This window comes from Achromobacter animicus (assembly GCF_902859585.1).
Taxonomy (GTDB): Bacteria; Pseudomonadota; Gammaproteobacteria; order Burkholderiales; family Burkholderiaceae_B; genus Achromobacter; species Achromobacter animicus.
Window position 1 is genome coordinate 15514 of the sequence record NZ_CADIJM010000025.1, and the last position, 14538, is coordinate 30051.

The window sequence follows — 14538 nt, forward strand, 5'->3', positions numbered from 1 at the left end:
GAACAACGATTGCGGGCGTAGCAGGCAGGCGGCTTGATGAACAGGCCGCACGCCCGCCACGCCCGCAATCGCTTGGCCCGCCGCACCCATCAAGGAGACTTCCAACATGACAGCACTGTCCCATCCCCTCGCCCGTCCCGACCTGCTGCGCGACGCCTGCTACATCGACGGCAAGTGGGTCGGCGCCGGCGAAGGCGCATCGATCCCCGTCGACAATCCGTCCACCGGCAAGACCATCGTGTCGGTGCCCAAGCTGGGCCGCAAGGAAACCGAGCAGGCCATCGCCAGCGCGCAGGCCGCGCTGCCCGCGTGGGCCGCCAAGACGGGCAAGGAACGCGCCGCGATCCTGCTGAAGTGGGCGCAGCTGATGATGCAGCACCAGAAAGACCTGGCCGCCATCATGACGTCCGAACAGGGCAAGCCGGTCACCGAAGCCGCGGGCGAAATCGCCTACGCCGCGTCGTTCCTGGAATGGTTTGCCGAAGAAGCCAAGCGCATCGACGGCGACATCCTGCAAAGCCCCAAGGCCGGCCAGCGCCTGATGGCGCTCAAGCAGCCCATCGGCGTCACCGCCGCGATCACGCCGTGGAACTTCCCGGCCGCCATGATCACCCGCAAGGTCGGCCCCGCGCTGGCCGCCGGCTGCACCATGGTCGTCAAGCCCGCGCAACAGACGCCGCTGACCGCGCTGGCGCTGGCCGTGCTGGCCGAAGAAGCCGGCGTGCCGGCAGGCGTGTTCCACGTCATCACGGGCAGCTCGCGCGACATCGGCGCGGCCCTGTGCGAAAGCGACGTGGTGCGCAAGCTGAGCTTCACCGGTTCCACCGAAGTCGGCCGCACGCTGATGGAGCAATGCGCGCCCACCATCAAGAAGCTGTCGCTCGAACTGGGCGGCAACGCGCCCTTCATCGTGTTCGACGACGCCGACCTGGACCGCGCGGTCGACGGCATCCTGGCATCGAAGTACCGCAACGCCGGCCAGACCTGCGTGTGCGCCAACCGCATCTACGTGCAGGCCGGCGTGTACGAGGAAGTGGCCAAGCGCCTGGTCGACAAGGTCAACGCCATGAAGGTCGGCGACGGCTTTGAAGACGGCGTGACGCAAGGCCCGCTGATCGACAAGACCGCCATCGAAAAGGTGCAGGAGCACATCGCCGACGCCACGGCCAACGGCGCCAAGGTCATCGCCGGCGGCAAGCCCCATGCCAAGGGCGGCACGTTCTTCGAACCGACCGTCGTGCGCGACGTGACGCAATCGATGCGCTTTGCCAGCGAGGAAACCTTCGGTCCCGTCGCGCCGCTGTTCCGCTTCGATTCGGAAGACGAAGTCATCGGCATGGCCAACGACACCATCTTCGGCCTGGCCGCCTACTTCTTCACGCGCGACTACGCCCGCATCTGGCGCGTGTCCGAAGCGCTGGAATACGGCATCGTCGGCATCAACACCGGCCTCATCTCCAACGAAGTCGGCCCCTTCGGCGGCGTCAAGCAATCCGGCCTGGGCCGCGAAGGCTCCAAGTACGGCATCGAAGAGTACCTGGAGATCAAATACCTCTGCGTCGACCTCGGCGCATGAAGTCCGGCGCGCGCGGCGTCCTGCCGCGCGCGCCTGTCGTCCGCGTGGCCGATGTATGCGCCGCGTTCACTCGGATACCATCCAGGCATGTTAGATTTGCGCGTTCCCTGGACGAGTCCGTATGAGCAGAACTTTCACCCTTGAGGACACCCGCAAGCTGGCGGCCATCCTGGCGGAAACCGCGCAGACCGAGGTCATGCCGCGGTTTCGCAACCTGCCCGAAGGCGCCGTGCGCGGCAAGACCTCGCCGCGCGATCTGGTCACCGACGCCGACGAAGCCGCCGAACGCCTCATCGCCGCGCGCCTGTCCAAGCTGCATCCGGGCGCCGTATTGATCGGCGAAGAAGCCTCGGCGCGCAATCCCGCTCTCTTGAACATGCTGGTCGACGCCGACCTCGCCTTTCTCATCGATCCCATCGACGGCACGCGCAATTATGTGGCGGGCCTGCCGCTGTTCGGCATGATGATCGCGGCCTGCCATCGCGGCGACGTGATTGCGGGCGTGATCTACGATCCGGTCAGCCGCGACAGCGCGCTGGCCGTGCGCGGCGAAGGCGCCTGGCTCGAATTCGAAAACGGCAAGCGGCTGCCGCTGGCCGTCGCCAGCCCCGCGCCCCCCGAGGACATGGACGGCCTGATCTCCACCGGCGCCCTGCCCGAGCCGCTGCGCACGACTGTCAACAGCAACCTGTCGCGCCTGGGCAGCACGGCCTCGCTGCGCTGCGCCGCGCATGAATACCGCATGATCGCCGCCGGCCATTGCCACGTCGCGCTGTACAACCAGTTGACGGCGTGGGATCACGCTGCAGGCTGGCTGCTGCATCGGGAAGCCGGTGGCTATGCAGCGCATTTCGACGGCTCCCCCTACAAGCCCACGCATCGCACGGGCGGCTTGCTCTACGCGCCCGACGCGGGCAGCTGGCACGCGGCGCGCAAGGCGCTGCTGGGGGACGCATTGGAAGGCATCGAGACTTGACAACAGCGGCCGGGACCACCCTCAAAAACTGGGGTTATCCCTAGGAGTTATCCCCAGTTCCTGTGGACAACCCTATGGAAAGGTCTGTAACCGGCCGAAAAAATCGTTGCCGGGCAAGCACTTGCTTAGACCGGTCAAAAACCGGCCGCCCCCGCTTCTTTCTAAAGCGCTTCCAGCGCCAGCGCGATGGGTTGTTCCACTTTCAGGGTCAACAGGCTGTCCGCGCGGGTGCGTCCCAGGTTGATGGCGGCAATGGGTAGGCCGGCTCGCGAGGCGGCCGTCACGAAGCGATAGCCGGAATACACCATCAGGGACGATCCCACCACCAACACCGCGTCGGCGCTCTCAAGGGCGGCATTGGCCCGCTCGACGCGCTCGCGCGGCACGGTCTCGCCGAAGAACACCACATCGGGCTTGACGATGCCGCCGCAGCGCGGACACGGCGGCACCGTGAACCGCGAAAAATCGTAGCCGTCCAGATCGGCGTCGCCGTCGGGCGCGTCGCTGGCTTCAAGTTGCACCCAGTCCGGGTTCAGCGCGTGCAATTTTTCCTGCCAGTCGTGGCGGCCGCCGCGCCAGTCGCAGTTCATGCAGCGCACGGCATCCAGGCGTCCGTGCAGGTCCACGACATCGCGGCTGCCCGCGGCTTCGTGCAGGCCGTCCACGTTCTGCGTCACCAGGATGGCGACGTGACCGCGATCCTGCAGTCGCGCCAGCGCAAGATGCGACGCGTTCGGCTTGACGTGTCCAAAGCGGCGCCAGCCCACCATGCTGCGCGCCCAATATCGCGCCCGCGAAAGCTCAGGGCCCATGAACGTTTGCAGCGTCATGGGCGGCTGGCGTTTCCATTCGCCTTCAGTGTCGCGGTAGTCCGGAATACCGGAATCGGTGCTGACCCCGGCTCCGGTCAGGACGAAGAGCCGCGGATGGCGGTCTATAAAGCCGCGCAGCGCGGCCAGCTCCGGAAGTGCAGTATCCAATCCTCGCTCCTTGCGTCCCGCTACCGCGCGGCAATCAGGCCGCGCGGCCCGCCGCGGGTTAATCAGACCGCGCGGCCCGCAGCGTTCAACCGCCCAGCCCGCAATCGGGCATGTCGCTGACCAGGCTGGCCTGCGTCACGTTGCTGCCCGGCGGCACGCTGCGCGTAAGCCAGACGTTGCCGCCGATGGTCGAGCCCTTGCCGATGGTGACGCGGCCCAGAATCGTGGCGCCGGCGTAGATCACGACATCGTCTTCGATCAGGGGATGGCGCGCCAAGCCCTTTTTGAGTTCACCGTTTTCGCCTGGCGGGAAGCGCTTGGCGCCCAGCGTGACCATCTGGTAGAGCCGCACGCGGTCGCCGATGATGGCGGTTTCGCCGATCACGACGCCCGTGCCGTGGTCAATGAAAAAGCTGCGGCCGATGGTCGCGCCCGGGTGGATGTCGATGCCGGTGTCGGCATGGGCGATCTCGGCCACGATGCGCGCCAGCATCGGCACGCCCAGCCGGTACAGCACGTTGGCGAGGCGGTGATGGATCATGGCCGCGACACCCGGATAGCACAGCAGGACCTCGTCCACGTTGTGCGCCGCCGGGTCGCCCTGGTAGGCCGCCATCACGTCCAGATCGAGCGCGGCGCGCACGGCCGGCAGCTCGGCGCCGAAACGGCGCACGATCTCGGTGGCGCGCTGCTGCGTGTCCGCCTGCTGGGCCGGATCATGCCGGCCTTCGTATTGCAGTTCCAGACAGACCTGATGCAAGAGCGCATCGAGCGCGGCGCCGATGGTGTGGCCGACGTAGAAGTCCTCGACCTCTTCGCGCAAGTCGATGGGCCCCAGGCGCATGGGGAACAAGGCGCCACAGAGGTCCTTGATGATCTGGCGCAGGCTTTCCTGCGAAGGGAATTCACGCAGGCCGGCGTCGTCGCGCAGGCGGCCGCGCGGACCGCGCCACGCAACGCGCGCATCGCGCAGTTCGGACACGATGCCGTCCAGGTTCCAGTGCGCCGTGGGGAAATAGCTGGGGCCGCTCATTGCCGGACTCCGGACAGGGAGCCGGCGCGTGCGGCAGAAGGATGGATAACGAACATGGGTTTGCCTCGCTGACGATGCGAAGCCCCCCGCGCAATGCCCCGGGGAATGCTGCTTCGCAATAATTCCGTCAACTGTAACCGCTCCGGCGTATGCGCCGGAAGTCCTCCGACACGGCGTTGGGGTTATGCCGCGGCCGGGACCAACCCCGGCTCCGCCTCATACCCTTGCGGGTTGCCCTGCTGCCAGCGCCAGCCGTCCGCGCACATGGCTTCCACATCGTGCGTGCTGCGCCAGCCCAGCAGCGTCGCCGCCAGATCGGGGTTGGCCCACATACGCTCGACGTCGCCCGCGCGCCGCGGCAGGATGCGCAGCGGGATTTTGCAGCCGTTGACCCGTTCGAACGCGCGCACCAGCTCCATGACGCTGGTGCCCTGCCCCGTGCCCAGGTTGACCGCCACGAAGCCGGGATGGCTGTCCGCGTAGGTCAGCGCCTGTACGTGGCCGCGCGCCAGATCCATGACGTGCAGATAGTCGCGCACGCCGGTGCCGTCCGGCGTGTCGTAGTCGTCGCCGAATACGCGCAGAAACGGTTGGCGCCCCACCGCCACCTGCGTGATGAACGGAAAAAGGTTGTTGGGCAGGTCGCGCGGACTTTCTCCGATCAGTCCGCTGGGATGCGCACCGATCGGATTGAAGTAGCGCAGCGTGACGGCGCTGAATGCGGGATCCGCCACGCACACGTCGCGCAGCATCTCCTCGACCATCAGCTTGGTGCGGCCGTACGGATTGGCCGGCGCAAGCGGATGGGCCTCGGTAAACGGCAGATACTGCGGTTCGCCATACACCGTTGCCGACGAACTGAAGACCAGCCGCGACACGCCCGTCTCGCGCATGGCGCGCAACAGGACAAGCGACCCCTGCACGTTGTTGTCGTAGTACTTGAGCGGGTCAGCCACCGATTCGCCCACGGCCTTGCAGCCGGCCAGATGCAGCACGGACTGCACGGGCGAGCCCCGCGCCGCCGCATCCGCCAGCACGGCCGCGACCAGGCCGCGCGAGCGGATGTCGCCTTCGATCAGCGGTATCGGCGCACCGCAAAGCTGTTCAACCCGGCGAACAGCCTCTCGGCTGCCGTTGCTGAGGTTGTCCAGCACGATCGGCCGCAGGCCGGCGGCGATCATCGCCACCAGCGTATGCGTACCGATGTAGCCGGCGCCGCCCGTCACCAACACTTGCGTGTCCGGCATGTCCATGCTCCGTCAGAGGTGGGCCGTCATTCCGGGCACCCACGCATGGCGGGGACGCGGGGCCTGCGCATGGCTGCGGTAGCGGTCGATCCAGTACGACGTGGAAGCGTCATGCCCCCAGTCGACCACGCCCGCCGACACCGGCACCGCCAGCTCGCGCTCGATGCCGCTGGCCAGCCGTTTGCCCAGTTCCACGCCGTACTGGTCGAAGGGGTTGACGCCCCAGACCACGCTCTGCACGAACACCTTGTGCTCGTACAGGGCCAGCAGTGCGCCCAGGCCTCGCGGATCGAGCTGACGCAGCACGATCAGCGTCGACGGCCGTCCGCCCGGATGCACCATGTGCTGCGCCAGCGACAGCGCACGCTCCTGGTTGTCGATGTGAGCGACGTCCAGCAGCGCCTGCTCCAGGCTCTTGCCGCGCATCAGCGCCTGGCGCTGCGCCAGGCAGTTGGCCAGCAGCATGCGATGCGCATCGGGGCTGTCCGCGTGCCCTTGCAGGCTGGCGATGAAGTCCACCGGCGCGCCTTCCTCGCTTTGATGCAGCCACTGGAAGAAGGTGTGCTGGCCGTCCGTACCCGGCATGCCCCAGATGATGGGCGCCGTCGGCACGCCGACCGCGGCGCCGTCGCCGGCGACCCGCTTGCCCAGCGATTCCATTTCGAGCTGCTGCAGATAGGTCACCAGGTGCAGCAGGCGCCCGCTGTAGGCCGCCACATTCAGCGAGTTGAATCCCAGCACGCTGCAATTGACCAGGCCGGCCAGCGCCAGTTGCACAGGCGCATTGGACGCAAACGGCGTCTGCAGGAAATGCTGGTCCATGGCCTCGGCGCCCGCGCGCATCCCGATCAGCACGTCCAAGCCCACCGTCAGCGCGATCGACAGGCCGGCCACCGACCAGACGGAGTAGCGTCCGCCCACCCAGTCGCACATCTTGAAGACCTGGCTGGACGGCACACCCAGCGCGCGCGCGGCCGGCGCATTGGCGGTCACGGCCGCCAGATGGTCGGACACATCGGCCACGCCGCCCTGCTTGAGCCAGGCGATGGCGGCGCGAGCGTTGTGCAGCGTTTCCGACGTGGTGAAGGACTTGGAGGAAATGACGACCAGCGTGCGGCGCGGGTCCAGCCCGGCCACGGCGTCATGGAAGGCATGGCCGCAAATGTTGGACACGAAGCGGATCTGCCGGCGCTGCTGCGGTCCGCCGAATGCCTGCACGGCCAGGCGCGGACCCCAGTCGCTGCCGCCGATGCCGATGTGCAGGACGGTGGAGAAGTCCGCCGTCTGGTCCACGCGCCGCACGAAGTCGGTCATGCGCGAATACTCGCAGACGGAATCCGCGTCCTGCCCTTCCGGCTGCTCGCGGGTGCGACCGGCGCGCAGCGCGGTATGCCATGCCGCCCGGTTTTCAGTCCAATTGACCGGTTCCCCGGCAAACAGCGCGCGGCGCGCCTCTTCCAATCCGCGCGCCTGCAGCAGCGCCTGTCCCGCGCCGTCCAGCGACGCCGACTGGCGTTGCATGGTCAAGTCCACGCACAATCCTGCCGCTTCGATCACCTTGAGCGCACTGGCGTCCAGTTCAGCGTTTTGCGCAGCCTGCGCGAAAGCCACCCACTCCGGGCTGTTTGCCAGTCCGGAGTCTGCCCTTAACGCCTCAATCGCCTGTTGAGCCTTTCCCATCGCGTGATGCTCCTTAGAACGGTAAACGAATGTGAGGTGCAATGCGCCTGAACGCCTTGCGAAAGTCCTCCTCGATACGAGCCAGCGCGGCCACGTTGTCTCCTTCGAACCGGAGTACCACCGTCGGTGTGGTGTTGGACGGTCGCGCAAGGCCGAAGCCATCCGCGTAGTCCACACGGATCCCGTCGAGCTCGTTGATGGACACTGCGCCGGGGAACTCCCCTTGGTCGCGCAGCGCCTGCACCAGCTCGACGCCTTCCGTGGTCTCCAGTTTCAATTCGGGGGTGGCGCAGGACTGGGGCAAGCTTTCCAGCAATGCCGAGGGGTCCGGCGCCGACGAGAGGATCTCCAGCAGGCGGGCGGCGGCGTAGATGCCGTCGTCAAAGCCGTACCAGCGCTCCTTGAAGAAAATGTGGCCGCTCATCTCCCCAGCAAGTAGCGCTCCCGACTCGCGCATCTTGGCTTTGATAAGGGAATGCCCTGTCTTCCACATGGTCGCCTTGCCGCCCGCCTCGGTGATGGCGCGGGCCACATGGCGGCTGCATTTGACGTCGTAGATGATCTCGGCTCCCGGATTGCGCGCCAGCACGTCGCGGGCGAACAGGATCAGCTGGCGGTCCGGCCAGATGATCTGTCCCGATTTTGTGACGACGCCCAGCCGGTCGCCGTCGCCGTCGAACGCCAGTCCGACCTCGCAGTCCGAATAGCGCAGGCAGTAGATAAGGTCCTGCAGATTGTGGGGGTCGGCCGGATCGGGGTGATGCCCCGGAAAGGATCCATCCACCTCGCAGAACAGCTCCGTCACCTCGCAGCCCAGCGCCCGGAATAGCGCCGGCGCCACCGCGCCCGCAACCCCGCTGCCGCAGTCGATGGCGATCTTCATGGGCCGCGCCATGCGGATGTCGCCCACGAGGCGCGCCGCGTAGCAGGGCGTGATCTGCATCTGGGTGCGACCGCCGGGCGTGGGCGCCGAATCGATCGGCTGGCGCATTGCGTCGCGCAGCGCGGTCAAGCCGTCGCCGTACAGCGAGCCGCCTTCCATCACGATCTTGAAGCCGTTGTGCGTGGGCGGGTTATGGCTGCCCGTCACCGCGATGCCGGTCCCGGTGTCCATCAACCGGGCCGTGAAATACACCATCGGCGTGGTCGCCATGCCGATGTCGATCACGTGCATGCCGGCCGAGCGCAGCCCGGCCTGCAGCGCCGCGGACAGCTCGACACTGCTCAGCCTGCCGTCGCGTCCCACCACGATCGACCGCACCCCCTGTGCGTGCGCCTTGGCGCCCACCGCCATCCCGAGGCTGTGGGCAAACCTGGCATCCAGCTCGTCCGGGACCGTTCCCCGTATGTCATAGGCCTTGAAAACCGCATCCAGAATTTGCGGCGTGTCCCAGCCAAAAGTTCCGTGCATGCCAGTTTCTCCGTGTGGCGTTCACTTGGGACCGTTCTGTTTGAAATCACCGTAGTACGCCGCACGGGAGTAGCGATAACCACCGTACTTGGACCGGAACCCGAAACGTTCCGGCAGCAGCTTGAGACCGTTGAAGACCACGCCATCGACCGGCGCGCCCGCCTGGATCAGGCGCTTGGCCGTTTCGCGGATCTCGCCGACCGTATTCATGCCCGACCGCACCACCACCATGACTGCCGCGGCATGCGTACCGACCACGGCGGCATCCGGCGACGACAGCACGGGCGCCGTGTCCAGGATCACCATGTCGTACTGCGTGGCCAGTTCCCGCAGGGTCTCGCCGAACACCGGCGAGGCCAGCAGCTCCGACGGATCGAACGTCACGGCGCCCGTGGCGATGAAGTCCACGCCTTCGGACACGCTGTGCTTGCGGACGCGGCTGAGCGGGATCGTGCCGGTCAGCACTTCGAACAGACCATCTTCCTTCGGCACGCCGAAATAGCGGTTGAGCTGGCCCTTGCGGAAGTCGGCATCGATCAGCAGCACGCGCTTGCCGACGCCCCCCTGGATGAAGGCAAAGTTTGCAGACAGGAAGGATTTACCCACACCCGCCACCGGACCAGTGAACATGACCATGTTGTTGGCGGACTGGCGCAGCGAGGCCTGCAGCACGTTGCGGAAGGATCGCAAACTCTCGATCGGTGGCGAGTTGCCCTGGCTCTGCGCCAGGAGCGCAGGCACGGTGGCGTTCTTGCGCCGGCTGCGGCGCCACAGCTTGTCCTGCACGTCGCTGTACGGAATGGCGGCCAGCACCGGCAGGCCGGTATGGCGCTCGACGTCTTCCGGCTCCGACAGGCCGCCGAACAAGGCGTTGCGCACGAACGCGCACAGCATGGCGAAGATCAGACCGGCTGCGGTGGCCACGCCGATGATGATCGCGCCCTTCGGACGCACGGGCTTGTCAGGCTGCACGGCGGCATCCAGGATGCGCACGTTGCCCACCTTGCCGGCGCGGATCAGCTTGAGCTGCTGCGTGTTGTTCAAGAGCGCCGTGTAGAGCTCGGTGTTGACGCGCACGTCGCGCACCAGGCGCACCACGTCCTGTTCCAGATCCGGCAGTTGCTTGATGTTGTTGCCCAGGCGGTTGACGTCGCCCGTCAGCGATGCGATCTGACGGTCGATGCCCACGATGCTCGGGTGCGTCGGCGCAAAGCGCGTGATCAGTTCCTGGCGCTTCTGGCGCAGTTCCATCACGCGGGTCTGGGCGTCGACCGACTGCCCGAGGATCAGCTTCGCTTCTTCGCTCAGGTCGATCGTGCCGCGCTTGTTGCGCAGCTGGTTGTACTTGGTTTCGGCTGCATCAAGCTCGGCCTTCAGTTGCGGCAGCTGCTGCTCCAGGAACACCAGCGACTTCTCGGCCTGCGCGGACTTGCGGTTCACGTTCTGCTGCACGTATTCCTGGCCGATCTGGTTCAGCACCGCGGTGGTCAGCGCCGGATCGTTGCCCTCCAGCGTGACGCCGATCACGCCCGACGTGCGGCCGCGCTCAAAGATGCCCAAGCGCGATTGCACATCCTCGATGGCCGCCAGGCGCGAGCTGCGCGACACCGTGAACTCGGTGCCGGGACGGCCCGACAGCGCGTCGACGTGCACGTCCATCGCGCCGCCACCCGGCAACAGGAAGCGCTCGGGCTTGCCCACCGTGCCGGTGAACGTGGCGCCGGTCAGCTTGTCGCTGAGCGTGTAGCGGCCCTCGCCCAGCGTGGTCAGCCGGAACGGCTTGCCCAGCCACTCGTTGGGCACGTCCAGTTGCGAGATTGCAATGGACTCCCCGCCCCACGCATAGCCCCCGCGCGGCAGGCTGGACGGATACGGCAGGCTTTCGTAGCGCTGCGCCAGCCATTCGCCCACCACGGGGAAGTAGCGCGGCTTCGCATGGATGTAGAGCAGGAACTTGTCGACGGCGGGACCGACGACCATGCGCGAGCGCAGCACTTCCATTTCGCCCGACGTTTCCGCCTTGGTGTCGAACATGGATGAGACATCGCCCAGCAGGCTGCGCGCCTGTCCGTTCGGGAGCTCCTCCTCCACCTGCACGATGATGTCAGCCGAATAGACCGACGGCGTCACCATCACATAGGCGAGCGCGCCGAGAAACGCGAACATGGTGATCGCAATGATCATCCAGCGATTGGAAAAAATGGCGTCCACGTGGGACGACAACGGGGTTTCCTGCTGACGGGCCGGTACTGACGGCTCGAACGATTCGATGGGCAACGACATGCAGCTCTCCAGGAGAGGGCGCCGCCGCGGTTGCGGCGCCCCCAAAGGCGGGGTTTTGAGGCGGACTAATCGATGGACCTGACGGTCTGTACGGTCTGCGCGCTCGGGAAGAGGTTGCTGATGAAGCGGTTCCACCGCACCAGGCCCGCCGAATCCACGAACACGACATCCTTGGGTTGCAATTCAAACTTGGCGCCCACCGCCAGTGCCTGCGGCGATGCGGCGTTCAGGTGATACACCAAAGGCTTTGCCTCCTCCGTGGCGCGCACGACGAAAATCTGCGAGGTGTCGGCCGTGATCTGGTTGGGCCCGCCAGCAAGACCCAATGCCTCGGTCAGCGACAAGCGTCCATCACGCATGACGGAAGCCCCGGGGATGAACACCTCACCCATCACGAACACCTTGCTATCCTCGCGCGGCGTGACTCTCACGATGTCCCCTGCCTTGAGCATGACCTGATTCAGGTCCTGGCCGCGCTCGATCAGCGCGGGAAGGTTCACGCGAGTACGCTTGCCATCGCGGATCACATAAACCGCACTGCGGTCTCCGGTTGGCAGGATGCCTCCGGCCCTGTTGAGCGCTTCCAACAGGGTCATGGGCACATCATTGATCGCAACCGTACCCGGCGTGGTTACCTCGCCATCGACGAAGATGCGCTTGCTGCGGAATCCCAGAACGCGTACGGTGATCTGCGGGTCCTGTATGTACTTGCCCGAACTATTGACTATGAGATTGCGCGCCTGAAGTTCAGTCAACCCCGCCACTTTCAGCAGTCCCGTATACGGAAACTGGATATATCCAGCGGATGAGACCGTATAGCCCGGAATGCCCGAGGCGGTATCCCCAATAGCTAATTCCGTTGCCCCTGATCCGATGGCGTAGGTTTGCGTCGGAAGCACGAGCTCGGGGTGATCCCACACGACGATCGAGAGGATGTCTCCCGGCCCGATGAGGTAGGGAGCCGGCTTGCCGATGAGGTGACCGATGCCTTCGTTATCGATCAGCGCTTCACGTGCGCGCTGCTCTTCAAGAACGAGGGACGGCGTGATCTGTTTGATGACCGCCTTGGAGTTCGGGTCCAGCGGATCCGCGAGCTGATTGGCGTTGAACGTCATACCGGGTGATAGGGCGCAAGCGCCTAGCGAGGACACGAGCGCGATAGCGGCTATGGCTCGGCTCATCGTTCCGAAAAATGTAGTCATGGCGAATCCACTGTGAATGACTTCGTTGCCTGGAAAGGAGCCCGATGCGTAACGGGTTGCGACATTCCACACGCTTTTCCTAAGCCCGCACATTCGACGGATGCCCTAAGCCTTCTCCTACACCGTTTGGAGGTTTCGGGTGAGTTGCGCACTCAATAAGATTTTGTCGGTAGCCACATGCTTTGCGGCACTGCACAGTTTTTGCGTTGCGCAAGGCGTTTCCCCGAACAGGAGTGCGCGATGGACCCGTCCCAAACGGACACGTCGGCAAGGTTCAGTGGGGCAAGCTATCTGTATCGCTTGCTCGACGCCGCGATCGTCATCACCTGCGGCCTGACTGCCACCGGCTTGAAGTTCTCGGAAGATGCTTTCACGGATCCTCCGCAGATTCATTTGTTCCTGATCTATCTGTGCGGCCTGGGCGTGATCGCGCTCTTCCCGGCCTTCCGCCTGTATGTGTCGTGGCGCGGACGCCTGCTCACCGATCTGGTGGTGCGCAGCCTTGCCGCGTGGGCCACCGTGTTTGCGTTGGGCATCTTCGTCAGTTTTCTCATGCACCAGACCGGCGCGATATCCCGCTTATGGGCTGCAACCTGGTTCGGCATGACGGCGCTGGCGCTGGCCGGCGTGCGCATCGCCGTCTATGCGGTGCTGGGCGCGGCGCGCGATCGCGGCATGGACAAGAAGCGGGTGCTGCTCGTGGGCTTTGGCGCGCTGGGCCACGACATGTGGCGCCGCGTGGAAAAGTACCGCGAGGCCGGCTATCAGATATCGGGGATCTACGCCGAACCGCATGAGATCCTGCCGCCGCAGGTCCGCCGTCTGCACGACCTGGACAACCTGACCGACTTCGTTCGTGAGAACAAGGTGCGCGAGATCTGGATCGTGCTGCCGATGGAAGCCGGCCAGGAGCTGCGCGAAGTGCTCTATCACCTGCGCAACGACCTGGTGGATATCCGCTGGATTCCCGATGTGATGTCCATCCAGCTGCTGGGCCATCGCATCGGCGAGTTCCTGGGACTGCCCGCGATTCAACTGAACAGCCTGCCCGCCGCCGGCGTGCGCGGCTGGGCCAAGGAGGCCTTCGACCGCAGCTTCGCGCTGTGCGCGCTGATCGGCCTGGCGCCCGTCATGCTGACCGTGGCCATGCTGATCAAGCTGACGTCGCGCGGCCCCGTGTTCTTCACGCAACCCCGCCTCGGCGTGGACGGCAAGGTGTTCCACGTCTACAAGTTCCGCACCATGACCGTGCACCAGGAACACGGCGTGGTCACCCAGGCCACGCGCAACGACAACCGTGTCACGCGCATCGGCGGCTTCCTGCGCCGCACCAGCCTGGACGAGCTGCCGCAGTTCCTGAACGTGCTGATGGGCGACATGTCGGTGGTGGGCCCGCGCCCGCACGCGCTGGAGCACAACGAAATGTACAAGGACCTGGTGCAGCGCTACATGATGCGCCACCGCGTCAAGCCCGGCATCACCGGCTGGGCGCAGGTCAACGGCTTCCGCGGCCAGACCGACACGCTGCGCAAGATGAGCGACCGCGTCGAACACGACATCTATTACATCCAGCATTGGACGTTCAGAATGGACCTGCTGATCATCGCGCGCACCGCGATTTCGGGATGGACGGGCCGCAATGTCTACTGAACCGTTGGGATGGCCCGTGCGTGAAGCGCCGGGGCCTCGTGGCGGCATGCTTGGCCGCTCGGACTTCCGCCAGGCAGTGGAAATGCTGCCCCTGGTGTCGATCGATCTCCTGCTGCGCGATGGCGCCGGCAACTACCTGACCGGGCTGCGGGCCAATCCGCCCGCCCAGGGCGCGTGGTTCGTGCCGGGTGGCCGGATCCGCAAGAACGAGTCGCTGCGCCACGCGCTGCGCCGCATCGTCCACGACGAGCTGGGCCTGTCGTTGCCCGACCTCGAGTGGACGCCGCGCGGCGTGTACGAGCACTTCTACGGCACCAATTTCGCGGGTGAGGCGGGACGCTCCACCCACTACGTCGTCCTCGCGTATGAGGCCGAGCTTTCTCTGGATACCGCAAGCCTTCCCCTGTCCCAGCACAGCGGCTATCGCTGGCTGCCGCGGGAAGTGATCGCCGCCGATCCCGGCGTGCATCCGTACACCCAGGCCTACTTCAAGGAGTGAG

General features: G+C 65.8%; 11 protein-coding genes. 4 read left to right on the top strand and 7 right to left on the bottom strand.

The features are described from left to right. Positions 1 to 106 precede the first annotated feature (106 nt). A complete protein-coding gene (locus HV681_RS26900) occupies positions 107 to 1576 on the top strand; it encodes an NAD-dependent succinate-semialdehyde dehydrogenase (protein ID WP_175126151.1) in 1470 nt (489 codons plus the stop codon). A gap of 121 nt (positions 1577 to 1697) precedes the next feature. Next, entirely contained in the window at positions 1698 to 2552 is an 855-nt protein-coding gene (locus HV681_RS26905) for an inositol monophosphatase family protein (protein WP_175126152.1), read from the top strand. 161 nt (positions 2553 to 2713) lie between these two features. Here the strand turns inward: HV681_RS26905 and HV681_RS26910 are convergent, their stop codons facing one another. The 7 genes from HV681_RS26910 to HV681_RS26940 form a co-directional block, all read right to left on the bottom strand. Further along, positions 2714 to 3532, bottom strand: coding sequence for an NAD-dependent protein deacetylase (locus HV681_RS26910; protein ID WP_175126153.1), 819 nt, complete (start codon positions 3530 to 3532; stop codon positions 2714 to 2716). A gap of 85 nt (positions 3533 to 3617) precedes the next feature. Further along, the gene (gene epsC, locus HV681_RS26915) at positions 3618 to 4565 is read right to left on the bottom strand and encodes a serine O-acetyltransferase EpsC (RefSeq protein ID WP_175126154.1); all 948 of its coding nucleotides are present in this window, start codon (positions 4563 to 4565) and stop codon (positions 3618 to 3620) included. 182 nt (positions 4566 to 4747) lie between these two features. After that, entirely contained in the window at positions 4748 to 5812 is a 1065-nt protein-coding gene (gene galE, locus HV681_RS26920) for a UDP-glucose 4-epimerase GalE (protein ID WP_175126155.1), read from the bottom strand. A 12-nt stretch (positions 5813 to 5824) separates the two neighbouring features. Continuing rightward, a complete protein-coding gene (pgi, locus tag HV681_RS26925; protein WP_175126156.1) occupies positions 5825 to 7492 on the bottom strand; it encodes a glucose-6-phosphate isomerase in 1668 nt (555 codons plus the stop codon). A 13-nt stretch (positions 7493 to 7505) separates the two neighbouring features. Further along, a complete protein-coding gene (locus HV681_RS26930; protein WP_175126157.1) occupies positions 7506 to 8903 on the bottom strand; it encodes a phosphomannomutase/phosphoglucomutase in 1398 nt (465 codons plus the stop codon). A gap of 21 nt (positions 8904 to 8924) precedes the next feature. After that, entirely contained in the window at positions 8925 to 11186 is a 2262-nt protein-coding gene (locus tag HV681_RS26935) for a GNVR domain-containing protein (protein WP_175126158.1), read from the bottom strand. Between the two features lie 65 nt (positions 11187 to 11251). Next, positions 11252 to 12388, bottom strand: a complete 1137-nt coding sequence (locus HV681_RS26940) for a polysaccharide biosynthesis/export family protein (protein WP_175126159.1) — start codon at positions 12386 to 12388, stop codon at positions 11252 to 11254. Between the two features lie 240 nt (positions 12389 to 12628). Between HV681_RS26940 and HV681_RS26945 the strand changes: the two genes are divergently transcribed. Both HV681_RS26945 and HV681_RS26950 read left to right on the top strand, forming a co-directional pair. After that, positions 12629 to 14038 carry an undecaprenyl-phosphate glucose phosphotransferase gene (locus HV681_RS26945; protein ID WP_175126160.1) on the top strand — a complete coding sequence of 470 codons (1410 nt, stop codon included), beginning with the start codon at positions 12629 to 12631 and terminating at the stop codon, positions 14036 to 14038. Positions 14039 to 14084: 46 nt separating this feature from the next. Continuing rightward, a complete protein-coding gene (locus tag HV681_RS26950; protein ID WP_175126173.1) occupies positions 14085 to 14537 on the top strand; it encodes a GDP-mannose mannosyl hydrolase in 453 nt (150 codons plus the stop codon). Position 14538: the final 1 nt, after the last annotated feature.

Bases quoted from the DNA above. Each gene is read 5' to 3' on its own strand.
- HV681_RS26940 (WP_175126159.1), bottom strand. From the start codon at position 12,388: ATGACTACATTTTTCGGAACGATGAGCCGAGCCATAGCCGCTATCGCG.
- HV681_RS26930 (WP_175126157.1), bottom strand. From the start codon at position 8,903: ATGCACGGAACTTTTGGCTGGGACACGCCGCAAATTCTGGATGCGGTT.
- pgi (WP_175126156.1), bottom strand. From the start codon at position 7,492: ATGGGAAAGGCTCAACAGGCGATTGAGGCGTTAAGGGCAGACTCCGGA.
- HV681_RS26950 (WP_175126173.1), top strand. From the start codon at position 14,085: ATGCTTGGCCGCTCGGACTTCCGCCAGGCAGTGGAAATGCTGCCCCTG.
- galE (WP_175126155.1), bottom strand. From the start codon at position 5,812: ATGCCGGACACGCAAGTGTTGGTGACGGGCGGCGCCGGCTACATCGGT.
- HV681_RS26905 (WP_175126152.1), top strand. From the start codon at position 1,698: ATGAGCAGAACTTTCACCCTTGAGGACACCCGCAAGCTGGCGGCCATC.
- epsC (WP_175126154.1), bottom strand. From the start codon at position 4,565: ATGAGCGGCCCCAGCTATTTCCCCACGGCGCACTGGAACCTGGACGGC.
- HV681_RS26900 (WP_175126151.1), top strand. From the start codon at position 107: ATGACAGCACTGTCCCATCCCCTCGCCCGTCCCGACCTGCTGCGCGAC.
- HV681_RS26945 (WP_175126160.1), top strand. From the start codon at position 12,629: ATGGACCCGTCCCAAACGGACACGTCGGCAAGGTTCAGTGGGGCAAGC.
- HV681_RS26935 (WP_175126158.1), bottom strand. From the start codon at position 11,186: ATGTCGTTGCCCATCGAATCGTTCGAGCCGTCAGTACCGGCCCGTCAG.